Raw genomic sequence first — 25483 nt, forward strand, 5'->3', positions numbered from 1 at the left:
TTTGCATAGATTTTCTTTTGAATCTTTGTCTAACTTTTTGGGGTCAGTTCAATATGCCGATGACCTGTTTCCTTTAGGCAATACCGCACAATCTTTGTGCGGTATTGCCTTTAGTCTTCCAGTTGTTTCCCCAGAAACTGCGAAGCCGCCTGAATCAAACTCTTCTGGGTTTCGTTCAGTGCGGTGTGCTCGCTGTTTTCCAGAAATGCCACGGCTCCGGTCACGTCACCGGCGGAGAGAATGGGCATGCATGCCACAGCCGCCTTTTCCATGCCCTCTGCGGGTAGAAATTCCGGTTCGCCGGCATCGGAAAAGTACTGCCGCCGCTGCTCCATAAGTTCTTCCAGTTCCGGTGAAACCCGTCGGGCGTTCCACTCCTTTTTGGCGGCTCCGGATACCGAAACGACATGGTCGCGGTCGAACACTGCCACGGGACACCCCGCCAGCCGGTGCATGATCTCTGCCACCTGTGCCGCACTCTCTCCCATTTCTCCGATGGGAGAGTACTTCTTGAAGATGACTTCGCCGTCACTGCTGGTGTAGATCTCCAGCGGGTCGCCCTCCCGGATCCGCATGGTGCGGCGAATCTCCTTCGGGATCACAACACGCCCCAGATCGTCGATTCGCCGGACAATTCCAGTTGCTTTCATATCTCAAAAATCCTCCTTGCTCGGGACAGCACTGCCCCGACAATCTCGCATGCTGCTGCGATGCAAAGCTATTGTCTGCAAAATCGGAAGATTTATACATCAATGGCAAATATCGTGCCTGTCAAGGCAATACCGCACAAAGATTGTGCGATAGATGCGTCGTCAAATTTTTTTTGCAAAACCTCTTGACAAGAGAGAACGGATATGGTATACTTAACGTGTTGCATGAGAGATACAACACCTAAAACGCATGCAACACAAGCTTGGGAATATGAAGGAAATGCTGCAAGCAGATTGCGTGCAGTACTTCCTGAAAAATAACAGGAGAACGGAGGTTTTGCCATGTTCCAGATCGACGCGATGTCGCGGGAACCAGTTTATGAACAGATCATTCATCAGGTGGAACAGTTTATTCTGACGGACGTGTTACAGCCTGAGGCACAGATCCCATCGGTGCGGAGCGTTTCGATGACCAATTCGATCAATCCGCGAACGATTCTGAAAGCCTATACTGAACTGGATGCCCGAGGGCTGATCCAGTCTGTTCCTGGAAAAGGCTACTATGTCTGTGCAGATGCCCAGCAGAAGCTGCTGGAGAAAGGGAGAGAGAAGATGAAAGACCTGACGGAGATGCTGACGGCACTGGCGATGGCTGGTGTGACGAAGGAGGAGATCACCGCCTGTGTGGAGCAGGCGTTTACTGAGGCGAAAGAATTGCAGAAAGGGGGCAGTCAGGCATGATCGAGATCAAGAATCTCACAAAACGGTTTCAGGATTTCACCGCACTGGAAAATGTCACCTGTACCATCGGCTCCGGCTGTATTTATGGTATGGTCGGTTCTAATGGTGCCGGAAAATCCACGTTCTTGCGGACGCTCACCGGTGTGTATCAGCCGGACGGCGGTGAAATCCGCATCGACGGCGAACCGGTCTGGGATAATCCTGCTGTGAAACGCCGCATTGCCTATGTGCCGGATGAACTCTATTTTCTGGCAGGGGCAAATCTGAACCGCATGGAACGCATGTACCGGAATCTGTATCCGGATTTTGACAGAGATCGTTTTGAAAAACTCCGCAGCCATTTGCAGCTGCCCCGGAACAAGTCACTGGGACAGTTCTCCAAGGGCATGCGGCGGCAGGCGGCAACCATTCTGGCACTGTCCTGCCGTCCGGATTACCTGTTTTTCGACGAAACCTTTGACGGGCTGGATCCGGTAATGCGGAACTTTGTGAAAAAGCTGATCTGCGAGGACGTGCTGGAACGGGGAGCCTCGGCGATCATCACCTCTCACTCCCTGCGGGAACTGGAGGACATCTGTGACCAGCTGGCACTGCTCCATAAGGGCGGTCTGGTGCTGGAAAGTGACATCGAGAACCTGAAAACTTCTCAGTTCAAGATTCAGATCGCGTTCCGCGGCGAGTACGACAAGAGCAAGTTCCAGGGAATTCAGGTTTCCCACTATGAGAAGAGCGGCAGCGTTGCCAATCTGATCGTCAGCGGCGACCGCGACGAGATCGTGCAGAAGCTGCGGGCAATGGAACCGATTCTGCTGGACGTACTTCCGCTGACACTGGAAGAAGTCTTTACATATGAAATGGAAACGCTGGGCTATACGTTCCAGATCGATGACCTGTTAGAGGAGGAGAGCGAACATGCAAAATCTTGAACATCGGTATGCCGGAAGACAGGATCGGCAGGAAGCTCGCCGGCAGCTGCTGGGTTCGCTGGCTCTGCTGCTGGTGGTATTGGGACTGGCTGCGGTTTGTGCCGTGGCGTATTTTCACGCAAGGGGAGGATTTATCAGATGAAACAAAAGAAGATGCACTTTTCCCTGCGGCTGCTGTGGGAAGGCTTTCAGCAGTGCAAGATGATCGGGATCTTCAGTGCTGTGATCGTGGTGCTGGGTGCCGTTCTGGAGCCAGTTGCCCAGGCAATCAGCTTGAGCAGCAGCCCTCATTATACCAAAGTCGTCTATGAAGCGTGGGGCATCAATGTGACGCTGCTTGTGGTGCTGCTGGCGGCACCGCTGATGACGCTGATGCTGTTCCACTTTCTGGATAATCGGGCGGCATCAGACTTGTATCACGCGTTGCCCCATAAACGGATCACCCTGTACTTGAGTTATGCCGGAGCCGTGCTGCTGTGGGTAGTCCTGCTGCTGGTGCTGGGCACGCTGACTTCTGTCATCACCTGTGGATTTACACACAAGTACATCACTCTGCTGATGGACAGCCTGCTGCCCTTTGCGGCGAGTCTGTTCTGCATGAGTTTTCTGCTGGTTGCCGGTGTGCTGGTTTCCATGAGCATTACCGGTACTGTTTTCACGAACCTGCTGTTTGCCGGAATCCTGCTTTTTTTGCCGCGGCTCTGTGTACTGGCATTGCAGTCGTCTATGGTGAATGCCCTGCCGTTTCTGTCGGATTCTGCGGGAACGGGATTTTTCCGGAATGCCAATAACCTGTTGTTCTCTGGTGTCAACGTGGTCTTTTCCATGTCCGAAAACGACGGAACGAGCATAGAAACTCTCTTTTCTCCCAGCTGGCAGGCATATCTGTACACGTTCCTGCTGGGGCTGTTGTATTTTGCGATCGCGGCGTTCTTGTTCCACCGCCGCCGCAGTGAGGCTGCCGGACAGTCTGCTCCCAGCCGTCTGCTCCAGCACATCTACCGCATTGTGGTGACCATGGTGATCTGTATCTTTATCGTTTGTGTGATGTTCAGCGAAATGACTACCGGTATGATGCGGGACGAATGGTTTGCGTTCCTGGTGCTCTATCTGGTGGCAGCACTGGTGTACTTTGCCTACGAACTGATTACCACGAAGAAGTGGAAAAACCTGCTGACGGCACTGCCGGGGCTGGGCATTGTGGCACTGCTGAATGTGGGGATCCTGCTGGGCATGCATGCGGTGGAAAAACACATCGTGGCACAGCGTCCGGCAATGCAGGAGATCGAAAGCGTGTCATTTTGCAGCACAGACGGCACGGACTATATTTCCGGCAGCAACTATCTGAACTATCGGGATTATATCAACCTGATGAGCCGTGACATTGCGATCACCGACCCCACTGCCGTGACACTGGTGTCCTACTATCTGGATGAAAACCTGAAAACGTGGGAAGAAGGCGGGAGCGATGCTTATCAGAGCAAGTATTACACCGAAAGTGACTATTCCTATTGTGCTTATCACGTGATTATCCGCACGAAAGACCAGACACTTTGCCGGCTGATCTATGTGCCTGTTTCCGAAACGGAAAAGCTGCTGAATGCATTGCAGACCAATGCGGACTATGTGGACGCATGGCGAAATCCGCCGCAGGAACTCAAGGGCACTGCAGCATTCCGCGACCAGGTGGGTTCCTGCTATCTGAGTACAGAGCAGGCGGAGGAGCTGTTGCAGACCTATCGGGAGGAATTGCAGTCAGCAGACTTTGAAACCCTGTATCAGACAATGCAGAACGGCAGTACTGACGATACATGGGTGAGCGACATCGATTACACATTCCGTAAAAACGGAAGATCATACACACTGGATTGTGCGATCTATCAGAATCTGACACCGGAAACGACAAAGAAGTTCTACGAAATGCTCTATGCGGCACAAAAGGACAATCTGGCACTGCTGTCGGAACTGACCAAGAGTGATAAGAATGTTTCCGTCAACATGAATGCTTACGGCGGTTCTTCCGATTCGGCTTACAGCGGTCACTATGCCTATGCTTCTGACTGCCAGCCGTTGAACCAGAGCGAATCTTTACAGCTGCTCATGCAGTATGCGATTCTGGACAGACCGATGCAGGCAGGGGAGTCCTATGTGGAACTTTACCTGTGGTCGGAGGACGGTCTGATGGATCAGGGCAATGCGATTGATCTGCAAATTCCTATCAAGGATTCGTTCTTCGATGATCCCCAGACTGAGGAACTGTTCAGCGTTGAAAATTACAACGAATACGATTTTTCCGATGCGGAACTTGGCGATTATGATGCTGTCGAAGCAGTTGGTTAAATCCTGACATCTTCATGTGGATTCTGCCTGTTCCATGAGGGCAGATTCCCACTTCTTCCTTAGAACCTGTTTTACATCTGTATAAGCACAGATGCAAAACAGGTTCTTTTTATTTTGGAATAAGCCTCCCTTGAAAAGGGAGGGGGACCAGCGAAGCTGGTGGAGGGATTCTGGTGAAATTTTTTCTTGAATTGCAGATTTCACAGCAAAATCTCTCAGTCAGCTTGCGGCTGCTAGCTCAGTTTGGGTGCCTTTTTCAAGGAAGCCTAATTTATAAAGTAGGTGGCATGCCCGCATCGCCCCGATAAATCCTGAATTGTGCCGGCAGCTGAGGCTCTCTTCGTCAAACTGCCTGTTCCACAAAAATTATTTTCAGATTCCCGTATAGCTAAAATCAGATATATTTTGATTCAAAAAGACAAGTTTCACATTCTGAAACTTTGAAAAAGAAAAACCTCAAAAAAATGCTTGACAGTACCCCGAAGTTGTGCTATAATAATTATCGTTGCAGCACACGAGTGCTGGTGTAGCTCAGTTGGTAGAGCAGCTGATTTGTAATCAGCAGGTCGGGGGTTCAAGTCCGTCCACCAGCTCCAATATTCTACAACATACATATGTTACATGGGGGAGTTCCCGAGTGGCCAAAGGGGGCAGACTGTAAATCTGTTGCTTCTAGCTTCGATGGTTCGAATCCGTCCTCCCCCACCAGAAAACAGGCAAACCCTTCGGGAGTTTGCCTGTTTTTCTTTTTCGCATGTGTATGGATTGTAGAGCAATACATATCAGGCAGCCCTGCATAAGCTTTGCACGGTGCTGTCTATGCAGAATCGGCGGACAGGCTTTGATGCCGGTTCGCAAAACCCATACCATAGGAATGAGGAGAGAATTATGGTTCGTGAGGATTTGAGAAATGTTGCCATTATCGCACACGTTGACCACGGTAAGACAACGCTGGTAGACGAAATGCTGAAACAGGGCGGCGTGTTCCGTGAAAATCAGGCTGTGGCAGAACGTGTCATGGACTCCAACGATCTGGAACGGGAACGCGGTATCACGATTCTGGCAAAGAATACTTCGGTACGCTACGGCGATACCAAGATCAACATCATTGATACACCGGGACATGCTGACTTCGGCGGCGAGGTAGAGCGTGTACTGAGCATGGTAGACGGTGCCATTCTGCTGGTTGATGCCGCAGAGGGCCCGATGCCTCAGACACGTTTCGTACTGTCCAAGGCTCTGGAAATGAACCTGAAGATCATCGTGGCCGTCAATAAGATCGACCGCCCCGATGCCCGTCTGGACGAGATCGCAGATGAAGTGCTGGAACTGCTGATGGATCTGGATGCCAGCGAGGAACAGCTGGAGAATACGCCGTTCCTGTACTGCTCCGGCCGTGCAGGTACTGCAAGCTTTGACCCCCACGGTGAGGGCAAGGATCTGAAGCCGCTGTTCGACACCATTATGTCCTATGTGAATCCGCCGGAGGGCGATCCGGACGCACCGTTACAGATGCTGATCTCCTCCATTGACTATAATGAATACGTGGGCAGAATCGGTATCGGCAGAATTGAAAGAGGTACCATTCAGGTGGGACAGCAGGTACTGCTGGGCAACTACCACGATCCGGAAAACACCCGCCGGAACAAGATCGTTTCTCTGCTGCAAATTCAGGGCTTGCAGCGTGTGCCGGCAGAGAGTGCGACCGTAGGCGACATTGTCTGGATCAGCGGTATCGAAAACATCTCGATCGGAGATACGGTCTGTGCACCGGACGACTTCGAAGCACTGCCGTTCACCAAGATCAGCGAACCGACTGTGGAAATGACTTTCAGCGTCAACGACAGCCCCTTTGCCGGTCAGGAAGGCAAGTTCGTCACCTCCCGCCAGCTGCGTGACCGCCTGATGCGGGAACTGCTCCGTGACGTTTCTCTGCGTGTCACCGAAACCGACAGCACTGATGCGTTCCGCGTTGCCGGCAGAGGCGAAATGCACCTGTCCATTCTGATCGAAAACATGCGTCGTGAGGGCTATGAACTGGGCGTTTCCACACCGCGTGTTCTGTTCCACGAAGTAGACGGCAAGCGTTACGAGCCTATCGAGGAACTGTCCATTGACGTGCCGGAGGACTGTGTCGGCTCCGTCATGGAAAAGCTGGGCTCCCGTAAGGCGGAATTGCAGGATATGCACCCGCAGGGCAGCCGTACCCGTCTGACATTTTTGATCCCGTCCCGCGGTCTGTTCGGTTACAAGAGCGAATTTCTGACCGACACCAAGGGCGAGGGCATCATGAGCAGCGTATTCTATGAATACGCACCGTATAAGGGGGAGATTCCCCGCCGCAGCACCGGCTCTCTGATCTCTTTCGAAACCGGCGAAGCTGTCACCTATGGTCTGTTCAACGCACAGGAACGAGGCTCCCTGTTTATCGGTGCCGGCGTACCGGTGTATGAGGGCATGGTCGTTGGTGCATCGCCGAAGGCAGAAGATCTGGTAGTCAATGTCTGCAAGCGGAAACACCTGACCAATACCCGTGCCAGCGGCAGCGATGATGCTCTGCGTCTGGTACCGCCCCGCAATCTGAGCTTGGAAGACTGTCTGGAATTCCTGGCAGATGATGAGCTGCTGGAAGTAACGCCGAAATCGCTGCGGATCCGCAAGCAGATTCTGAGCAACCAGCAGCGTGCCAAGATGCGTGGCAAGAAATAAGTCCCAGGGCAATACCGCACAAAGAGCGTCTGGCGACTTTGCACGCCATCTGCTTGCAAAATTCCCGTCATATTTCACAAAAATACTCGTGAACACAGCAAGTATTCACTCCGCTTTTTGTTTCATCTGACGAAAAATTTGACGACGCATCTGTCGCACAATCTTTGTGCGGTATTGCCTTAGCATTTTTTGGGTTCCCCCGTTTCAGAGAGGAATGAAAATATGAAACAGTTTTGGAAAAAGACACTTTGGGCAGCCCTGCTGACAGCAGCATTTGCATTGTCTGCCACCGGCTGCGGCGATGACAAACAGCCAGCCAGCAGCACGGCGAATTCCGCCAGCTCTGCGGCACAGGCAGCGGACAGCAGTACTGCACCGGAAGAAACCGGCAGCAGTGCGGAAACAAACGTGTTCCAGTATGAGATGAACGATGACGGCACCGTCAGCATCACCGGCTATCAGGGCATGGAAACCGTTCTGGAAGTGCCGTCCACCGTGGACAATTATGTGGTTTCTGCCATTTCCAACCATGCCTTTGAGGCAAACCAGAATCTCACGGAAGTGACTTTGCCGGAGGGCTTGTCGGAAATCGGCGAAAGTGCGTTCATGGACTGCGGCAGTCTGACCACCGTACAGATTCCGGAAACCGTGGCACAGATCGACCGTGCGGCTTTTGCAGGCTGTTCGGCACTGACCAGCATTTCTCTGCCGGCAACCGTTTCCACCGTCATGGAGGAAGCATTCACCGGCTGTACCAGCCTGACTGATCTGACTGTGGCGAATGCGTCACTGGAATATGATCGCTGGGGACTGGTAGAGGGCAGCGAGCCGCTGGGCGTGACGATCACTTGCCCGTCCGGCTCTGCCATAGAAACATGGGCAGCTGCCAACGGCATCAGCACAAAAACATTCGGATAAATCATAAAGGCAACACTGTACAAAGCTTGTGCGGTGCTGCCGAAAGATCAAGCGTGGGACAATGCGGGTGTAGTTCCCTACAGGACAAACCATATGGTGTGTAGGAAAAAACCGGCAGCTGCCCACGCTTTTTTGTTTTGGAGGAAAACATGATGAAACACATCTGGAAACAGGCACTGGCTTTGCTGCTGGCATGCGGCATGGCGGCAGGTGCAGCCGGCTGCGGCGAAAAGAAAGATAAGGCGGAAAGCTCTGCGGCAGAGAGCAGCACAACGGATTCTGCCGATTCCATAGAGCCGGTGACAGAATCCGATCCGGACAACATGAACTACAAGCTGACCTACGATAAGGACAAGGTGCCGGACGAACTGGCAAATACCATCGCCCTGTACTTTTATGCAGTGGACACCCAGAACTATGACCTGTATCTGGAGCAGATCAACCCGCTGTACCGGACATCGCTGGAGAGCCTGCTGCAAGAGCAGTACGGTTACGGACTGGAGAACAGCATGGAACAGCTGCACCAGAATCTGGTGAACTATGCCGGCACCGATAACTTTACCATTCAAAGTCTGGAACTGGCACAGGCACAGGAAGTGATGGCGGAGGAATTCGAGGAAGATACCAATTTTGTGCAGGAGTACCTGAACGCCTATACACAGGCATTCGGCGAGGAATTCACCAAGGATCTGGAAGAACAGTCCGATGCGATCTATGATATTGCCGTGACCATGAAGGGCGAGAACAGCGACGGCGAGGAGATCACCATTCTGGACAATCTGGAAATTCTGGCGGCAGAGGCAGACGGCAGCTTCGGCGTGCTGGGATAAGCGGAAACCGACACAAACGGCAGTACGGCTGCCCGCGTAAAACGTGCATCTGTTTTGGCTGAAAAGACATTTCCAAAATGGATTTTCATGATTTCCCTGTGAAATGCTTGACAATTTCGCCGAAAAAGCGTATAATAGAAAGTACCGTGTTGCAATTTTCAATGAAAATGCGGAAAAGTTTTGGAAAAAATGAAAGCAGTAGGATAAGCTGTATGCTTTTTTCCACAGGAGGGTATTGACAATGCATAGAGTATACAATTTCAGTGCAGGCCCTGCGGTATTGCCGGAGGAGGTTCTGCGTGAAGCAGCCGATGAAATGTTGGATTATCAGGGTACCGGTATGTCCGTTATGGAAATGAGCCACCGCAGTGCCGCTTTTGATGAGATCATCAAGACCGCAGAACAGGATCTGCGTGACCTGATGGGAATCCCCGATAATTATAAGGTACTGTTCCTCCAGGGCGGTGCCTCTCAGCAGTTTGCAGCAGTTCCCATGAACCTCATGAAGAACGGCGTAGCAGACTATATCGTTACCGGTCAGTGGGCAAAGAAAGCTTATCAGGAAGCCCAGAAGTACGGTAAGGCTGTCAAGGTGGCTTCTTCGGAAGATAAAACCTTCTCCTACATTCCGGACTGCTCCGATCTGCCTATCGATGATGATGCAGATTATGTGTATATCTGTGAGAATAACACCATTTATGGTACAAAATATAAGAAGCTGCCCAACACCAAGGGCAAAACGCTGGTCGCTGACGTGTCCTCCTGCTTCCTGAGTGAGCCGGTCGATGTGACCAAGTACGGCGTGATCTACGGCGGCGTACAGAAGAACGTGGGACCTGCCGGTGTTGTTATTGCCATTATCCGCGAAGACCTGATTCCGGAAAAGCCGGCTGTGGAAAACACCCCCACCATGCTGGCATGGAAGACACAGGCAGACGCAGATTCTCTGTACAACACTCCGCCTTGCTACGGCATCTACATCTGCGGAAAGGTCTTCAAGTGGCTCAAGAAAATGGGCGGTCTGGAAGAAATGCAGAAGCGGAATATCGCCAAGGCAAAGGTGCTGTATGATTTCCTGGACGAGAGCAAGCTGTTCAAGGGTACTGTCCGCAAGGAAGACCGTTCTCTGATGAATGTACCGTTCGTTACCGGCGACAAGGACATGGATGCGAAGTTTATCAAGGAAGCAACTGCTGCCGGCTTCGTGAACCTGAAGGGACACCGCACCGTTGGCGGCATGCGTGCATCGATTTACAACGCAATGCCGATCGAGGGCGTAGAAAAGCTGGTTGCATTCATGAAGCAGTTTGAAGCAGACAACGCTTGAGGAGAGGACAGCATAATGAAATATTCCATTCAGACACTCAATAAGATTTCCAAGGCAGGCACAGACCGGTTCTGTGATGCTTATACCATTTCGGACGATGCCAAGGATCCGGACGCAATTCTGGTCCGCAGTGCATCGCTGCACGATACCTCGTTCGGGGATAACCTGAAAGCCATTGCCCGTGCCGGTGCCGGCGTGAACAACATTCCGCTGGATCGCTGCTCGGAGGCTGGTATCTGCGTATTCAATACACCGGGTGCAAACGCCAATGCCGTAAAGGAACTGGTGCTCACCGGTCTGCTCATTTCCTCCCGTAAGATTCCGGAGGCAATGGCATGGGCAGCAACCCTGAAAGACGGCGAAACCTCTGTGGCAAAGCAGGTGGAAAAGGGCAAGAGCCAGTTCGCCGGTCCGGAGATCAAGGGCAAGACACTGGGCATTATCGGTCTGGGTGCCATTGGTGCACTGGTGGCAAATGCCGCTGTGGCACTGGGCATGAAGGTCGTTGGTACAGACCCGTTCCTGTCCGTTGGTGCTGCACTGCGTCTGGATCCGTCGGTAACGGTCGTAAAGACACAGGACGACGTATTCGCTGCCGCAGATTATCTGACCATTCACGTACCGTTCAACAAGGACACAGAAGGTATGATTAACGCTGCCACGATCGCAAAGATGAAGGACGGCGTTCGCGTGCTGAACTATGCCCGCGGCGAACTGGTCAACGATGAAGATATGATCGCTGCATTGGAAAGCGGTAAGGTGGCTTACTACTGCACCGACTTCCCCAATGCCAAGACCTGCAACGCCAAGCACATCATTGCTACCCCACATCTGGGTGCATCGACACCGGAGAGCGAGGACAACTGTGCAAGCATGGCTGCCGATGAGCTGATGGCTTATCTGGAACAGGGCGATATTCGCAACAGTGTCAACCTGCCGAATGCACAGCTTCAGGCAGTGTACACCAAGGTTTGCGTCATTCACCGGAATGTGCCGGCAATGATTTCTGCCCTGACTTCTGTCATTGGCGAAGCCGGTGCCAACATTGAGAACATGACCAATGCCAGCAAGAAGGATTACGCGTATACCATTCTGGATATTGACGGCGTAACCGACGGCATGATCGAAGCACTGACTGCTATCGACGGCGTACTCCGTGTACGTGTGATCGAAAAGTGATCTGTGCGTATAGCCTTTGGCATCTGCCCGAATTTTCGGGTTGAAACGGTGTGAAAGCACCGAATAGATTGCATTTCCAGAGTAGGAAATCGTGCGTTAAGTGTCCGTCAGACGGGGAGTTGCTGTCGGGACGAAAAGCGAGAACGATCGCTTGCGGTACGGTTTCCGCATCCCGCTGAATGTATCATAAGAAGTCAGAAATCTCTCAGAGAAAACACCTCTTATGCTGCACGAAGCAGAAACGTTTTGTACTGCCGCAAGGCAAAGGAGGTATTTTTTCATGAGAGATTTTTTGTCTGTATTTACGGATTCCGCAAAGGAATTCACCAAGGTTCGCAGTCTGGTGACTACATCGCTGCTGGTAGCTGTTTCCATGGTCATCGAGATGTTTTCCATTGACATCGGTTTTGCCAAGCTGAACTTCGCGTTCCTCGCTATCGCCATTATCGGCATGCTGTTCGGTCCGTGCATGGGAATGATGGCAGGTTTTGCCTGCGACATCGTGGGCTATCTGGCACACCCCAGCGGCGGCTTCCTGCCGGCATATGTGCTGGTCGGCGGCTTACAGGGACTGTTCTACGGGCTGTTCCTGTATCAGAAGTGGAGTGGTCACAGCATTCAGTTTGTCAGCAACAAGACCGGCAAGACTACGGACATCACCCTGTATCTCCGTGCGATCGTGGCACGGCTGGCGGACGTTATCATCATCAACCTGCTGATCCAGACCAAGCTGAATCTGCACTACGGCTTTATTCCGCAGGAGGCGTATGGTGCGGCGATCGTGGCACGTGTGGCAAAGAATGTCATCGAGTTGGCGATAGACCTGCCGCTGCTGTTTATTCTGCTGCCGGTGGCACTGAAAGCCTACCAGCACATTTTCCGGCGGTCGGTATCGCCGAAAGTGGCTGGATAATTTCAGGCAACCCACAACTTCCGTATATTCCATATAAATAAAAACCACCCGCACACGGTACTTTTTACTCTGGAAAAGTACTGTGTCGGGTGGTTTTTGTTTAAGGTAATACCGCACAAAGATTGTGCGACAGATGCGTCATCAAATTTTTCGTCAGATGAAACAAAAAGCGGAGTGAATACTTGATGTATTCACGAGCATTTTTGTGAAATATGACGGGAAATTTGCAAGCAGATGGCGTACAAAGTCGCCAGACGCTCTTTGTGCGGTATTGCCTTAAGTGTTTCCCTAATCTCCCAGTCGTTTTATCATCTGGAGATACCCCAGCGATTCGTAACCCAGCCGGCGGTACAGTGCCTGTGCCCGTTCATTTTCCGGTTCAGTTTCCAGCCGGAGCATTACCGCATCGCCCCGCAGCTGTTCCTCCAGCCATTGCAGAAAACGGCTGCCCAGTCCCTGCCCGCGGTATGCGGGACGGATATACAGATCTTCCACCCAGACCATGACACCGCCGGCTTCGTGCTGCATCATGCGGTTGGTGACGGAAAAGCCTGCCACCGCATCATCACACTGAAAAATATAGCCGGACAGATACTGGTCGGAACGCATCATCTCCGCAAACGTCCGCCGGTGATACTCTGCGGGAATGGGGTGCAGCACCGCATCGGAGTGAAAGAATTCCTCTGCCATGGTGTAGAAGTCCGTTTCGTCTGCCGCTGTGATCGGACGGAATGTCAGTTCGCTCATCGGTGTCCGCCTCCGCCGCCGTGGCTGCCGCCGGAAGAACTGCTGTGGCTGCTGCCGCCGCCACCGCCACCGCCGCCGCTGCTCTCGGAGGAGATCTTCGTGCGGCTGGTGTAGGTTCGCAGGTACTGGTCGGATCGCTGGAGGTACTGCACATCGTTGGCAACCAGATAGTTTTGCAGGCTGCCCGCAGCCTTGAACTTATACCGATTCCGGATCGACAGCACGGAAATGCCAAAAGCGATCACGCCGATCAGAACGGCAAGGATCACAATGGTTCCCCAGCTGAGTATTGCGGTGTATTCCTCTGGCAGTTTGCTGACTTCCTGCACCTGACCGTCCTGCATGATGAGATACTTTCCGGTGTCTTTGTTGTAGGTGTAGTATTTGTCAGTGGGAACGCCCTGGTCTGCATAGTATTTCAGATCGAAACAGAAGATGTGTATCGCAGACGGCAGATCTTCTTCGCCGCGGGGCAGATATTCTTCCACATCCTGGATCATGGTTCCCACACGGTTGTAGTCCTCATTGTCCGTATAATAGAACTGTCCCTTGCCGCTTGTGGAGAGGTAGTCGAACAGAGAGAGAGAGGTTTCTCTGGACATATCCAGATAGAGGAATACGCCGTCGGTATTCATGCCGTAGAGTTCCTCATAGGTTTCATCGCAGAATGCAATGGTGTCCGCATCAGAATTGTCCCCGATGGCAGTGCTGCCGATCCAGAGAGCGACGTTCATGCCGCTTTCATCTGCGGCTTCCTGTAATTCGTCCATTGCCTCCTGAAATTCTGCATCGGACAGGAAGTCACCCTCGTCACAGATGTAGACATTGTTGCTGGAATCCTCGGTTTTCGCCGAAACAGCGGGAAGTGTGAGATTGCAGATGCAGATACCGGCTGCCAGAGCTGCCGCGGTCTGCTTCCAGATCGTTTTCATCGGAACATCAGCCCTCCTATCAGTACTGCCAGCCCTGTAATTGCTGCCGCCAGCACGCCGCTGAAAAGCAGTGCTTTCCCCCAGCTGAGAGGCGGCGTGCCTGCCTGCGTGCCGGTCTGCCCGTTCATGGCGAAGTCGTAGTTCTTTCCATGGTACTGGTAGTGCATGAACCATACCGGCAGCAGAGCATAATCGTGCTGGATATTTTCCATTTGTACATTGTGAGAAGTCACCACGTGAGAACTGTAGCCGCTGATGGATTTTTCCACGGTCTTTACGGCGTGTTCGTCGATCCGCTTATGGATTCGGGGCAGGATCTGGTCGTAGGGGACATCGTATTTCTGTGCCATAAAGCCGCTGAGGTACTTCATGGAGAATGCTTTCATCTTGTCATAGGAGAACGGCTCAATAGCGTTCATGAGAGCATCTTCGATTTTTTGAGAGCCGTCTGCGGGAACGCCGCGATAGGGGATCTTTGCCAGACGTTTTACAGCGAATTCTTTGGTTTCGGTGACCTGATAGTCCCCATCCCGCCAGCTGCGTTCCTTTTTGCCCAGTGCATCTACTTGGGTCTTGGCATCACAGTTGGTGAGCCAGAACGGTACATAAACACCGGACATTTTTTCCAGCTGCTTTTCCGAGGTGAAGCTTCTGGGGAGAAACCAACGCTTTTTGCACCAGCTGTGGAATTTTTCCACAGCTGCTTCCCGTGTGACCGCAAAGGGCAGCACATAGGCCGGCTTGTATTCTCCCGTCAGCCGTCCGGCGAGTACCACCGGAGTGTGGCAGTAGTAGCAGAATGTGGCGGAAGTTTCCGCTTCTGCAATGATCTGTGCCCCGCAGTTCTGACAGGTGTAGAGCCGTGTTTCGTTCTCGAACGCCTTGTCATCAGTTTCGCTTTCCAGCGTTTCCGCCGAAGCGTCTGCTTGCTGATCTGCCTGTTGTTCCATGTTCTGATACAGCTGCTGCATTTCTGCTTCGGTGTAGGTGCTGTCGCAGAATTCGCAGCTGAAATTCTGATGTTCCGGATCAAAGGTCAGTTCCGCACCGCAGTTAGGGCATTTGTATTGTACGGTATTCATGTTGTTCTCCTTTTTGCCGTTTATCCACGCTTGTTGCCGCAGTTGGTGCAGAAATTGCCGGTATTGACGGTGCCGCAGGAACAGGTCCATTCACCGGCGGAAGCCGGCTTTTTGCTGCCGCAGTTGGTGCAGAAATTGCCGGTGTTTTCTGTACCGCAGCTGCACTTCCAAGAGCCGGCAGGAGCCGGTTTTTTGCTGCCGCAGTTGGTACAGAAGTTGCTGCTGTTGACAGTGCCGCAGGAACAGGTCCAGCCGTTTGCAGCTGCTGCAGCGGGGGCTGCCTGCTGCTGAGCCATTGCCTGTTGCTGCATCTGCTGGGCATTGGCCTGGGAAGCACTTGCCATGAAGTTGCCGGCACCCTGCATACCCATGCCCATTGCCATGTACGCCTGTCCGGCACCGGCAGTATTAGAGCCGGCGGCCTGAAGTCCCTTTGCCACAGCCGACTGTACAAAGCCTTCCCGTACAGAGGGGTCGCCCATCATGGCACCCTGATTCCGCATGTTGATGAGAGCCTTGCTTTCCTCGTCATAGCTGATGCTGCCGATACCCACAGCACAAATATCCACGCCTCGTGCCTGTGTCCAGTCCTCGTCCAGAACGGTTGCCATATACTTGGACAGCTCCATGCTCTTGGACGGCAGGGCGGAGATGCGGACACCGTCTACAGACATCTGTCCGATCGCTGACTGGAGAGCCGACAGGAATTCCATGTTGAACTGGTCGCCCAATTCGTCAAATGTCAGGCTGGCAGCGTTGCGGGGAACAACTTCCATAAAGAATTTCAGCGGGTCTGTGATCTTTATCGAATAGCTGCCGTGACAGCGGACGAACAATTCTGCATTGTAGAAATTGTCAAAGTATTGCAGGGCGTTGCGTGTGCCGAACTTGATGCCGCGGATCTCCTGTAAGTTGATGAAATAGACCTGCTGGGACTTGCCCGGCTGTCCGCCGAACTTGAAGCGTTCGAAAGACTCCCGCACAGAATCCTTCAGCTGTCCGTTGAACATGGACGGAGAGGAGGAGAGGAATACCTCATAACAGCCTTCCTCAGCAGTGTAGTCCATGATCCGACCGCTGTCCACCAGGATCATCATCTGGTTCGGCCCCACCTCAACGCGGGAACCATTGGAAATGATGTCCGGTGTGCCCTTGGTGTTGCTGCCGTGTTTGCCACGCTTGATCTGTACACCCTTTGTCATGACGGTGTTGGCACCCATGTCACCGGCTGTGATGTACTCCAGCCACGAATCTGCCAGTGTGCCGCCAACGGCACCTGCTGCTGCACGAATCAAACCCATATTGATAACCTCCAGTTCTTTCATAAGGCGAAGCAATGCAAACCAACGGTCTGGTTTATGATATGCGAGTGATATGCGGACAATGCCGCTGGTTTACATGCTGATTTGCAATAATATTATCATAATTATACCATAAAAAAATCGACTTGGCAAGTGAAAATTGACATTTTCCATGAAAATATCCGAAAAAATCTGTAATTTTTTTCGGAGATGAAAAAACACTTGACTTTTTCCGAGATTTATGGTATACTAATGTTTGTCTGAGGTAACACTTTCGAAAGAATGGGGTATAGCCAAGGGGTAAGGCAACGGACTTTGACTCCGTCATTCCGCTGGTTCGAATCCAGCTACTCCAACCAAAAGTGAAAAGAGAAAACCCCGTCCAGCTACTGTATTTGGACGGGGTTTTCTGGACATTGAGAAAGGATCGGACATCTATGGGCGAACATAAACTGGCAATCGTTCTCGGTATCGTCACCGTGGTGTATATCCTCGCCATGATCTTTCTGTTCTGGCGGTATCGGAAAGCCATGGGGAACCTCTCGGAAAAGCTGCGGGAATGCCGTGAAAAAGAGGAACGGCAGCAGGAACAGGAACAGGAGCAGGAGCAGGTGAAAGCTGAGGAGGACATTGTTACGATCTATCAGAAGCCGGAAGCCGCTGCTCCTGAAACCGAAAAAACGCAGCCGGCTCCTGAAGAACCGACTGCGTAAGTTAAGGAAACGCTGAATAAAGCCCGCCTGACGGCTTTGCACGCAATCTGCTTGCAGATTTTCCGTCATATTGCCCAGAAATCCCTTGCCATACATCAAGTATGCCTGCGGAATTTCTGTGCAATCTGCCGAAAAATCTGACGACGCATCTTACGCACAAGCTTTATTCAGTGTTTCCTTAAGCATGTGATTTTGTGAAGTGCTGTCTTTTATGCACAGACATAGTACTGGTTGTCCAGTTCGATGAGGAACACGGTGACTTCGTCGCAGTAGACCGTATCAGTGCCGTTGGTGAGTACCGGCTGTACGGTCAGCGTTTTGCAGCTTTCCATGTGGTCGGTACAATAGTTGCTGTCCTCGTTCAGCTCGTTCAGCATGCCGGTGAGGTATTCCGCATTGGAGCCGGTTTCGTCCTGTTTGAGGCAGTCGTTCACCAGAATCTGCGAGAAGTGAATGTCACCGCTAAGCTGCTTTTCATAGCTTTCCTTCTGCTGGGTGACATAGGCGTTGTCGTCCAGCAGTCCGCCGTAGGCGTTTTCATAGAGGGATTCCATGTACTTTTCCACGGTGCAGGACTGGAACAGTTCCACGTCCTCGTTCTGGATCGAAGCGTAGTAGTTTGCCAGTGCGTCCAGTTCGCCGTCCTCCAGAAAACGCTTGTCGTATTCCAGCGGCACTGCACGGCTGTCGTCGTCCCGCATGGTGGCACCGTATTCCAGATCTTCCATGGCGATGTTCACGCCGGATTCGCTGTCAGAGGAATTGCTGTCGGAGCAGCCGGCAAAACCGGTGCAGAGCAGTGCGGCAGCGGTCGCACAGACCAGAATCCGCCGGAACGTATTGCGATTGTATGTCATGAGGTATCAGTTCCTTTCGATGATATGCTACCTTATACTGTAGCACATTTTCGGCAGGTTGTCAACCAAGAACATGAGATTATGTGAAAAGGGCAATACCGCACAAAGAGCGTCTGGCGACTTTGCACGCCATCTGCTTGCAAATTTCCCGTCATATTTCACAAAAATGCTCGTGAATACATCCAGTATTCACTCCGCTTTTTGTTTCATCTGACGAAAAATTTGACGACGCATCTGTCGCACAATCTTTGTGCGGTATTGCCATAGAAAGGGAAATCGTTATGCCGAGATTTTTTTTAGAAGAACTAGACGAATCTGATGTGTGCATCACCGGCCCCGATGCCCGCCATATCGGACTGGCTCTGCGAATGCGTGTGGGGGAGATGCTGACAGTCTGTGCCTACGGGCGGGATTACCAGTGCCGGATTCGGTCCATTACGCCGGAAGAAGTCCATCTGGACGTGGTTTCCTCGGAACTGTGTGCGGCGGAACCATCGGTGTCCCTGACCTTGTATCAGGCAGTGCCCAAAGCGGACAAGCTGGAGCAGATCATTCAGAAGTCCGTGGAACTGGGAGTCACACGAATCGTTCCCGTGCTGACACGCCGCTGCATCTCCCGTCCCAAGCCGGCGGAGTTTCAGAAGAAACTGCCGCGGCTGCAAAAAATCGCGGCTTCTGCGGCAAAGCAGGCGGGACGGGGCATCATTCCGGAGGTCGCTCCCATGCTGACCTTTGCACAGGCCTGTGCGGAGATGCAGCAGGCAGACCGTGCGATTTTGCTGTACGAGGGCGGCGGTGTCCGGTTTGATGAGGCAGACCTGCACGACTGCCGTTCCATTGCCCTGATCGTGGGCAGCGAGGGCGGCTTCGATCCGGAAGAGGCGGAGCAGCTGCAACAGAACGGAGCAGTTGCAGTTTGGCTGGGGCACCGGATCCTCCGCTGTGAAACGGCACCGCTGGCGGCGATCTCTATTGTGATGCACCGGACGGGAAACCTTTGAAAATCTATATATCACAACATAGCATATAAAAAACGGCATGACTTTTTCGGTCATGCCGTTTCGTATTTTCTGTGAAGTTGCCTTTATTCTGCACCGTCCCGCCGGAGAACAGCCCCTACGGTACGGAACAAGATCTTTGCATCTGTGGCGAAAGAACGATCCCGAATGTACTTCAGATCCAGTTCCACCCACTCGTCAAACATGATGTTGCTTCTGCCGGAACACTGCCAGTAGCAGGTGATACCGCCCTTTGCGTCCAGCCGGTGCATCTGGTACGGTGTGTACTTTTCCACTTCCTTGGGAAGAGGCGGACGCGGTCCCACCAAACTCATGGAACCGTTCAGTACATTGAAAAACTGCGGCAGTTCGTCCAGACTGGTTTTCCGCAGAAATCTGCCGATCGGTGTGACACGGGGATCCTTTTTCATCTTAAAGACCGGACCGTCTGCTTCATTCATAGCACGAAGCTCCTCCAGCTTTTGTTCGGCATTCACGCACATGGTGCGGAACTTGTACATGGTGAAAAAGCGACCGTCCTTGGTCACCCGCAGCTGCTTGAAGATTGGGTTGTGGAAGTCCTGCAAAAAGACTGCCAGTGCGATCAGCAGCATGGGCACGCTCAACACGATCACTGCCAGAAATGACAGCACCACGTCTGCCAGACGCTTGACAAACAGATACGTCTTCGAAACGTTTTCCAGCTGTGCAGATGCTGCGGTCTGGGTTCTGCTGCGGCGTTTCACCGCAGGCGATATGTCATCATCTTCCAGAAGATAACCTAGATTTTCCATAAATACTCCCTCCATTTTTTCTCATAGATTTCGTTGTTGTGTGTACGTGTTTGTGCATGCACACTCCATGTCAATCTGTGATGTTCCCCTTTATACACAAATTGCAGACGATGCCGCACAAAAAATCATCGCCGTTTTGTGCGGAAATATCTATACTCAGATTATAGCATTTTCTGTTGCAAATTGTCAATGTACTATTGTACCAAGATTCCCGTGAAAACCTCGTGCATTTTATGCAAATTTCTAGGTTGAATGAATAGCAACCTGCCCAAATATGCCTGCGGGACAAAAAACGTCGAAATGCCTTGTTTTTTTATAGACGTATAAGAAAAAATGTGATTGCAGAAGACAGACACTTGTTTGCATAAAATGAACGTTTTGCACCATCTGCTGTCACAGCGGTGCCTTTTGCGGAAAAATAAAAAGTCAAAAGTGGAAACAAATTTTCCGAAAGTTTGTGGTTTGTTTATGAAAATAGTGACCAAAAAAGCGGACAGCCTATGCCGTCCGCTTTCCGATCTTGTTTTTTGTGATGCTGCTTCTGCTCACTCTGAAACCACGGCGTAAAGACCGGCAGCGTCCTCCTTGCGGACGACTTCAGCCACCTGTTCTACACGGACTTTCAGAGCCTTCTGTCCCATCTGGATCTCGATGACATCGCCCGCCTTGACATCATACGATGCACGGGCTACCTTGTCGTTTACGAGAATCTTTCCGGCATCGCATGCTTCGTTGGCAACGGTACGCCGTTTGATGAGTCGGGAGATCTTCAGATATTTATCCAGCCGCATGGGTCGCTTCCTCCTCTAAATTTTGTTTGGTTTTCTTCCAGAGGGCGTTCCACTCGCCGTGGGAGAGGGTTTCCATTTCCCGCTTTTCCGCGGTGCAGTTTTCCTCCATGGCACGGAAACAGTCAATGAACTGGTTGGTGGTGTCGGTGAGTACCTGTTCCGCCGAAAGCCCCAGTGTCTGAGCCATGCCGGCACAGCAGAACAGCAGTTCGCCCATTGCCCGCGTGATCTGCTCCGCATCTTCCATGTGCATGGCTTCTTCCAGCGTGTGCTTGCATTCAGTCACGCTGGCGAGGACGGATTCATTGCACAGAAAGCGGTTGTTGCCCTTGAGGGCACGCTTGCAGACTTTCTGGGCACGCATCAGAGCCGGCAGGGTCTTTGCCACAGCTTCCAGTGTCTGGGTGCGGGTGGTCTGGTGCTTGGTTTCTTCCTTGATGGTGTCCCAGTTTTTCAGGACTTCTTCGGTGGTGTCCGCCTGCACCGTGCTGAACACGTGAGGGTGCCGGATAATCAGCTTGTTGCAGATGTCTGTGCAGACATCGTCCAGTGTAAAGTGTCCCTGTTCCGTTTCGATACGGCTGTGGAACACCACCTGCAGCAGCAGATCGCCCAGTTCCTCCCGCAGCATTTCGGGGTCGTTCTGGTCAATGGCTTCGATGACTTCATAGGTTTCTTCGATCAGGTCCGGACGAATGGATTCATGCGTCTGCACCTTGTCCCACGGACAGCCGTCCTTGCTCCGGAGCAGCGTCACAATCTCCGCCAGATCGTCAATGGTATAGTGTTCTTTCTTTTCGTATGGAATCACAGGAAACACCTCCGTTCCGGTTTACTTCTGGGACATTGCCTGATCTTTCAGCTGTGCGGAACGAAGTTCCCGCATGACCTGCTGATAGAGGAAATAGATCGCCTGCATGTCTTCGCTTTCTTCCTTGATGGCAGAGGGCAGGACTTTCTTTTCGAAAATGCCCTTCTTGGTCAGCAGATACAGGTGGTGGGGCTGGGAAGTGGGCAGCGGGAAAGAGGTAGTCTGACTGCATTCGCCGAGGATTCTCGAAGCGTTTGCCACCAGCAGCCGTCCGGCCTGTACCACGGTCTGATACCGCTGGGAAGCACCGGTGTAGGAGCCGCCGTTGTTGAAGTAAACGTTTGCCGCACCGTTGATGTATACCACCAGTGTGGACAGGGTAACGGGGTTGATCGGCATATCGATGACCATGCCGTAAACGCTGTTCTGGTCGTTAATCATGTCCGCAAACTGCTTTGCCGGAAAGTGCAGAGCAGCGGCTCTGGTTGCCAGATAGCTTTCGGTGGGAAGATAATGTGTCTGTACATGTTCTTTTTTCTGTGCCATTTTATGTGAATTCCTTTCAATTTTTCATTTTTGTCATGTGCAGGGAAGCTGGGGCAATACTGCACAATCTTTGTGCGGTATTGCCTTGGCTTTTCCCTGCGACAGCGTTTCCTTTATGCTCCCAGGATCTTCTTGGTCATGCCGCCCAGGATCTCGATGCCCTTGACGATCTGTTCATCAGACGGCGTGGAGAAGTTCAGGCGGAACGACGTGGTCGGGGCGGTTTCGTCCACCAGAAAGGCGTTTCCGGGGACAACGGCAATGGAGTACTCCTGTACTGCCTTGGTGCAGAACGCCGGCATGTCGCAGTCGTCCGGCAGGGTGCACCACAGGAACAGACCGCCCTGCGGCATTTCCCACTGTACCTTGCCGGAGAAGTGACGGCGAATGCCGTCTGCCATGAGGTCGCACTTCCGGCGGTATACCGCACGCAGTTTTTCCAGATAGGTGTCCATGTCTGTCCGTTCCAGAAATTCCGCACACACTGCCTGTGCCCAGATGTTGGTGTGCACATCGGCAACCTGCTTGCAGACGGTGATCTTGGCGATGATCTCCTTGGGGGCACTGACATAGCCCACACGCAGTCCCGGAGCCAGAATCTTGGAGAAGGTGCCGGAGTAGATCACGCGATGTTCGGTGTCCATGCTCTTAATGGAAGGCACGTCGCTGCCGGCGAAGCGGAGGTCACCGTAGGGGTTGTCCTCCAGAATGATGAAGTCGTACTTGCATGCCAGCTCGTACAGCCCCTTTCGCTTTTCCAGCGACATCACTCTGCCGGTGGGGTTCTGGAAATTGGGAATGACATAGACCAGCTTCGGGCTCTTGCTTGCCTTGACGGCTTCTTCCATTGCTGCCAAGTCCATGCCGTCCTGTTCCATGGGAATGCCCACCAGATCGACACCGTAGGAACGGAACGCGTTCAGGGAGCCGATAAAGCTGGGGGCTTCGCAGAACAGGGTGTCACCGCGGTTCAGCAGCACTTTGCAGGAAAGCTCATTTGCCTGCTGGGCACCGGAGGTGGTGATGAGGTCGTCTGCATCTGCATCGAAGCACTGCTGTGCAGCCATACGCTGTTTCAGCAGATCGCGGAGTTTCGGGTATCCCTCCGTGATGTTATACTGCAACGCCAGAATCGGGTCTTTTTCGAACAGTTCTGCGGAGATTTTCCGAATGGTGTCTACCGGAAACGCCTCCGGAGCAGGATTGCCGGCGGCAAACGAGATCACACCGGGCATGCTGGTGAATTTCAGAATTTCACGAATCGCAGAGGGCTGCAATGCGTCAACATTTTCTGCAAATTTGTATTGCATGGGTACATTCTTCCTTTCGGGCAGCGTCGCGGTCAGATACAGTATCCGCCTGCTGCACAGGATTTTGGAGCCACAGCAGGCTCCTGTTGGACAATGCCGCTTCTGACGGCATTACCTCTCTATTATAACACATATTTTCGTTTTCGGCAACATAAATTTTTCTATCCGGTGCAAAAATTTCGGAAACGCTGGATAATGAGTTTCGATAGAATCCCTCCACCAGCTTCGCTGGTTCCCCATACTAGTCGGCACTGCACAACGCGTTTCCATTCTCAGGACAGGAGAAAAAGCTATGTTTCGAAAACAATCGTTCTGGAAAGGCTCTGCCCTGCTGCTGGCATCTGCCATGACTGCCAAGCTGCTGGGGGCATGCTTCAAAATTCCGCTGACCAACGTGCTGGGCGGCACCGGCATGGGGTATTTCAGCACTGCCTACGGGCTGCTGCTGCCGGTGTATGCTCTGTCTATCACCGGACTGTCTGCCGCCGTGGCACAGACGGTTTCCCGTGCGGCGGCTCTGGAACACTGGTCGGAAGTCCGCCGGATCCACCATGCGGCACGGCTTGCCTGCGGGGCACTGGGGCTGCTGCTCAGCCTGTGCATGTTTCTGCTGGCGGAGCCGTTTGCCACGCAGATCGCCGCCCAGCCCCATGCCCTGTTCTCTCTGCTTGCCATTGCACCGGCGGCACTGTTCGGTTGCCTGACTGCCGTGGAACGTGGCTACTGGGAGGGCTTGCAGAACATGACTCCCACGGCGTTGTCGCAGGCACTGGAAGCGGTGGCGAAGCTGGGCTTCGGACTGGCACTGTGCATGTGGGTGCTCCGGAATCCGGAGGTCGTCTGCCGCCGGGTGCCGCCGGAAGTGCCGCTTTCGGCACTGGCTGCCGCGGGAGCCGTGCTGGGTGTCACGCTGTCTACGGTGCTGGGGTGGGTGTACTTCCTGCTGCATGGTCTGCGGCGGGATACCCGACTGCCCCGCGATGACCGTCCGGCGGCACCTGTTTCCCAGATTTTCCGGCGGCTGCTCTACGTAATGATTCCGGTGGCACTGGGCTCGCTGGTGACGAACCTGACCTCTCTGCTGGATCTGGTGACCATGATGCGTTGCCTTGGACGGGTACAGATGTTCCACGGGGCAGAACTGGCGGAGAGATTCGGGGCATTTGCCGCCCAGCCGGATTTTCCGGCATTTGTCTACGGCTCTTTCACCGGTATGGCGATCACTGTGTTCAATCTGGTGCCCTCTGTCACCAACATGCTGGGGAAAAGTGCTCTGCCCTGTGCGGCGGCACTGTGGGCGAAGCAGGACTGCCTTGGCACAGCGGCACATGTTCGCTCTGTCACCGGAGCCGCGGCGGCGATGGCGTTTCCGGCGGCAGGCGGGCTGTGGGTGCTGGCGGAGCCGGTGATGCATCTGCTTTACGCCGGCAGACCAGAAGAAGCTGCCATTGCCGCAGAAGCCCTCCGGACACTGCTCCCCGGCATGGTCTGCCTGTGCCTGACATTTCCCCTGTGCAGCGTGTTACAGGGTATCGGCAGGGCGGGGATCCCTGTGCTGTGCATGCTGGCAGGGGTGGCGGTGAAGCTGGCGGGGAATCTGCTGCTGCTGTCCCGTCCGGCGTTCTGCATCACCGGTGCCGGTATTGCTACATCAGCGTGTTATCTGGTGCTGCTGCTGCTGATCCTGTGGCAGCTGCACCGCTGTCTGGGAGTACGGCTGCACTTGCTGCGGGGACTGTTCCCGCCGGCGGCAGCGGCGGCGTGCTGTACCGGTGCGGCGTGGCTCTGCCATACCTATGCCCAGCCGCTGGGCATGCTGCTCTCGGCGGCAGCGGCTTCCGGTGTGGGCTGTCTGGTGTATCTGGCAGTGTGGGGACTGCTGATGCGTTGCCGGAAACGAAAGGCTCTTATATAATAGTATGGCAGCGTGGTGAAGCGGCAACTGGCTCTGAAAACGGGAACTGCGGGGACACAGTACACCGTGTTTCCGCAAGACAAGCCTGCATTTTGTAAAAATTCTGTAAAAGCGTTGACAACGCAAACTGAATGTGATAAAATAGAAAAGCAT

Annotated in this window: 24 protein-coding genes, 3 tRNA genes and 1 riboswitch; of the genes, 16 read left to right on the top strand and 11 right to left on the bottom strand. The window is 53.0% G+C overall.

Going from position 1 to position 25483, the window contains the following annotated elements; translation table 11 throughout:
- Positions 1-110: 110 nt before the first annotated feature.
- A complete protein-coding gene (locus DXB92_RS06375; RefSeq protein WP_117733237.1) occupies positions 111-650 on the bottom strand; it encodes a stage V sporulation T C-terminal domain-containing protein in 540 nt (179 codons plus the stop codon).
- A gap of 342 nt (positions 651-992) precedes the next feature.
- Between DXB92_RS06375 and DXB92_RS06380 the strand changes: the two genes are divergently transcribed.
- From DXB92_RS06380 to DXB92_RS06430, 12 genes are all read left to right on the top strand, one after another.
- Positions 993-1391 carry a GntR family transcriptional regulator gene (locus DXB92_RS06380; protein ID WP_117733238.1) on the top strand — a complete coding sequence of 133 codons (399 nt, stop codon included), beginning with the start codon at positions 993-995 and terminating at the stop codon, positions 1389-1391.
- A complete protein-coding gene (locus tag DXB92_RS06385; protein ID WP_021682707.1) occupies positions 1388-2317 on the top strand; it encodes an ABC transporter ATP-binding protein in 930 nt (309 codons plus the stop codon). Before DXB92_RS06380 ends, DXB92_RS06385 begins: the two co-directional genes overlap by 4 nt.
- A complete protein-coding gene (locus DXB92_RS13590) occupies positions 2304-2459 on the top strand; it encodes a hypothetical protein (RefSeq protein ID WP_181976938.1) in 156 nt (51 codons plus the stop codon). The genes DXB92_RS06385 and DXB92_RS13590 overlap by 14 nt, the downstream gene beginning before the upstream one ends.
- On the top strand, positions 2456-4657 hold the full coding sequence (locus DXB92_RS06390) for a hypothetical protein (protein ID WP_117733239.1): 2202 nt from the start codon (positions 2456-2458) through the stop codon (positions 4655-4657). Before DXB92_RS13590 ends, DXB92_RS06390 begins: the two co-directional genes overlap by 4 nt.
- Before the next feature lie 520 nt (positions 4658-5177).
- Positions 5178-5253 (top strand) — tRNA-Thr (locus DXB92_RS06395).
- 27 nt (positions 5254-5280) lie between these two features.
- Positions 5281-5365: transfer RNA gene (locus DXB92_RS06400), tRNA-Tyr, on the top strand.
- Positions 5366-5545: 180 nt separating this feature from the next.
- Positions 5546-7366 carry a translational GTPase TypA gene (gene typA / locus DXB92_RS06405; RefSeq protein ID WP_117733240.1) on the top strand — a complete coding sequence of 607 codons (1821 nt, stop codon included), beginning with the start codon at positions 5546-5548 and terminating at the stop codon, positions 7364-7366.
- Positions 7367-7588: 222 nt separating this feature from the next.
- On the top strand, positions 7589-8284 hold the full coding sequence (locus DXB92_RS06410) for a leucine-rich repeat domain-containing protein (RefSeq protein ID WP_117733241.1): 696 nt from the start codon (positions 7589-7591) through the stop codon (positions 8282-8284).
- 149 nt (positions 8285-8433) lie between these two features.
- Positions 8434-9114 (top strand): hypothetical protein, encoded by a 681-nt coding sequence (locus tag DXB92_RS06415; protein WP_147330029.1) that lies wholly within the window; start codon positions 8434-8436, stop codon positions 9112-9114.
- A 241-nt stretch (positions 9115-9355) separates the two neighbouring features.
- A complete protein-coding gene (gene serC / locus DXB92_RS06420; RefSeq protein WP_021682817.1) occupies positions 9356-10441 on the top strand; it encodes a 3-phosphoserine/phosphohydroxythreonine transaminase in 1086 nt (361 codons plus the stop codon).
- Positions 10442-10456: 15 nt separating this feature from the next.
- Positions 10457-11620 (top strand): phosphoglycerate dehydrogenase, encoded by a 1164-nt coding sequence (locus DXB92_RS06425; protein WP_117733243.1) that lies wholly within the window; start codon positions 10457-10459, stop codon positions 11618-11620.
- Between the two features lie 75 nt (positions 11621-11695).
- Positions 11696-11800: riboswitch (THF riboswitch) on the top strand.
- A 100-nt stretch (positions 11801-11900) separates the two neighbouring features.
- Positions 11901-12533, top strand: coding sequence for a folate family ECF transporter S component (locus DXB92_RS06430; protein WP_181976939.1), 633 nt, complete (start codon positions 11901-11903; stop codon positions 12531-12533).
- A gap of 288 nt (positions 12534-12821) precedes the next feature.
- On the opposite strand, the gene DXB92_RS06435 is transcribed toward DXB92_RS06430, so the two are convergent.
- The 4 genes from DXB92_RS06435 to DXB92_RS06450 are packed head-to-tail and all read right to left on the bottom strand — an operon-like array spanning position 12822 to position 16595.
- Entirely contained in the window at positions 12822-13280 is a 459-nt protein-coding gene (locus DXB92_RS06435; RefSeq protein ID WP_117733245.1) for a GNAT family N-acetyltransferase, read from the bottom strand.
- The gene (locus DXB92_RS06440) at positions 13277-14212 is read right to left on the bottom strand and encodes a hypothetical protein (RefSeq protein WP_117733246.1); all 936 of its coding nucleotides are present in this window, start codon (positions 14210-14212) and stop codon (positions 13277-13279) included. Before DXB92_RS06440 ends, DXB92_RS06435 begins: the two co-directional genes overlap by 4 nt.
- Positions 14209-15294: a TFIIB-type zinc ribbon-containing protein gene (locus tag DXB92_RS06445; protein WP_117733247.1), complete on the bottom strand. Its 1086-nt coding sequence runs from the start codon at positions 15292-15294 to the stop codon at positions 14209-14211. Before DXB92_RS06445 ends, DXB92_RS06440 begins: the two co-directional genes overlap by 4 nt.
- Before the next feature lie 20 nt (positions 15295-15314).
- Complete coding sequence (locus DXB92_RS06450) at positions 15315-16595, bottom strand: SPFH domain-containing protein (protein ID WP_117733248.1); 1281 nt, start codon at positions 16593-16595, stop codon at positions 15315-15317.
- Positions 16596-16878: 283 nt separating this feature from the next.
- Between DXB92_RS06450 and DXB92_RS06455 the strand changes: the two genes are divergently transcribed.
- Together DXB92_RS06455 and DXB92_RS06460 are read left to right on the top strand one after the other, a co-directional pair.
- A tRNA-Gln gene (locus DXB92_RS06455) sits at positions 16879-16954 on the top strand.
- A 78-nt stretch (positions 16955-17032) separates the two neighbouring features.
- On the top strand, positions 17033-17308 hold the full coding sequence (locus DXB92_RS06460; protein ID WP_117733249.1) for a hypothetical protein: 276 nt from the start codon (positions 17033-17035) through the stop codon (positions 17306-17308).
- 209 nt (positions 17309-17517) lie between these two features.
- Here the strand turns inward: DXB92_RS06460 and DXB92_RS06465 are convergent, their stop codons facing one another.
- The gene (locus tag DXB92_RS06465) at positions 17518-18165 is read right to left on the bottom strand and encodes a hypothetical protein (protein WP_117733250.1); all 648 of its coding nucleotides are present in this window, start codon (positions 18163-18165) and stop codon (positions 17518-17520) included.
- Positions 18166-18446: 281 nt separating this feature from the next.
- Between DXB92_RS06465 and DXB92_RS06470 the strand changes: the two genes are divergently transcribed.
- On the top strand, positions 18447-19166 hold the full coding sequence (locus DXB92_RS06470; RefSeq protein WP_051343790.1) for an RsmE family RNA methyltransferase: 720 nt from the start codon (positions 18447-18449) through the stop codon (positions 19164-19166).
- Between the two features lie 83 nt (positions 19167-19249).
- Here DXB92_RS06470 and DXB92_RS06475 read toward each other — a convergent pair whose 3' ends face one another.
- The 5 genes from DXB92_RS06475 to DXB92_RS06495 form a co-directional block, all read right to left on the bottom strand.
- Positions 19250-19957, bottom strand: a complete 708-nt coding sequence (locus DXB92_RS06475) for a sugar transferase (RefSeq protein WP_117733251.1) — start codon at positions 19955-19957, stop codon at positions 19250-19252.
- Between the two features lie 545 nt (positions 19958-20502).
- Positions 20503-20748, bottom strand: a complete 246-nt coding sequence (locus DXB92_RS06480) for an RNA-binding S4 domain-containing protein (RefSeq protein WP_021682593.1) — start codon at positions 20746-20748, stop codon at positions 20503-20505.
- Positions 20735-21559 carry a nucleoside triphosphate pyrophosphohydrolase gene (gene mazG, locus DXB92_RS06485; protein WP_242986609.1) on the bottom strand — a complete coding sequence of 275 codons (825 nt, stop codon included), beginning with the start codon at positions 21557-21559 and terminating at the stop codon, positions 20735-20737. Before mazG ends, DXB92_RS06480 begins: the two co-directional genes overlap by 14 nt.
- Before the next feature lie 21 nt (positions 21560-21580).
- Entirely contained in the window at positions 21581-22105 is a 525-nt protein-coding gene (locus DXB92_RS06490) for a hypothetical protein (RefSeq protein WP_117733253.1), read from the bottom strand.
- Positions 22106-22218: 113 nt separating this feature from the next.
- Positions 22219-23415, bottom strand: coding sequence for a PLP-dependent aminotransferase family protein (locus tag DXB92_RS06495; RefSeq protein WP_117733254.1), 1197 nt, complete (start codon positions 23413-23415; stop codon positions 22219-22221).
- A 292-nt stretch (positions 23416-23707) separates the two neighbouring features.
- Here DXB92_RS06495 and DXB92_RS06500 point away from each other — a divergent pair, with 292 nt between their 5' ends.
- Positions 23708-25330, top strand: a complete 1623-nt coding sequence (locus DXB92_RS06500; RefSeq protein ID WP_117733255.1) for an oligosaccharide flippase family protein — start codon at positions 23708-23710, stop codon at positions 25328-25330.
- Positions 25331-25483: the final 153 nt, after the last annotated feature.

Origin of the sequence: Ruminococcus sp. OM06-36AC, from assembly GCF_003438725.1 — a bacterium.
GTDB lineage: Bacteria > Bacillota > Clostridia > Oscillospirales > Ruminococcaceae > Ruminococcus_C > Ruminococcus_C callidus.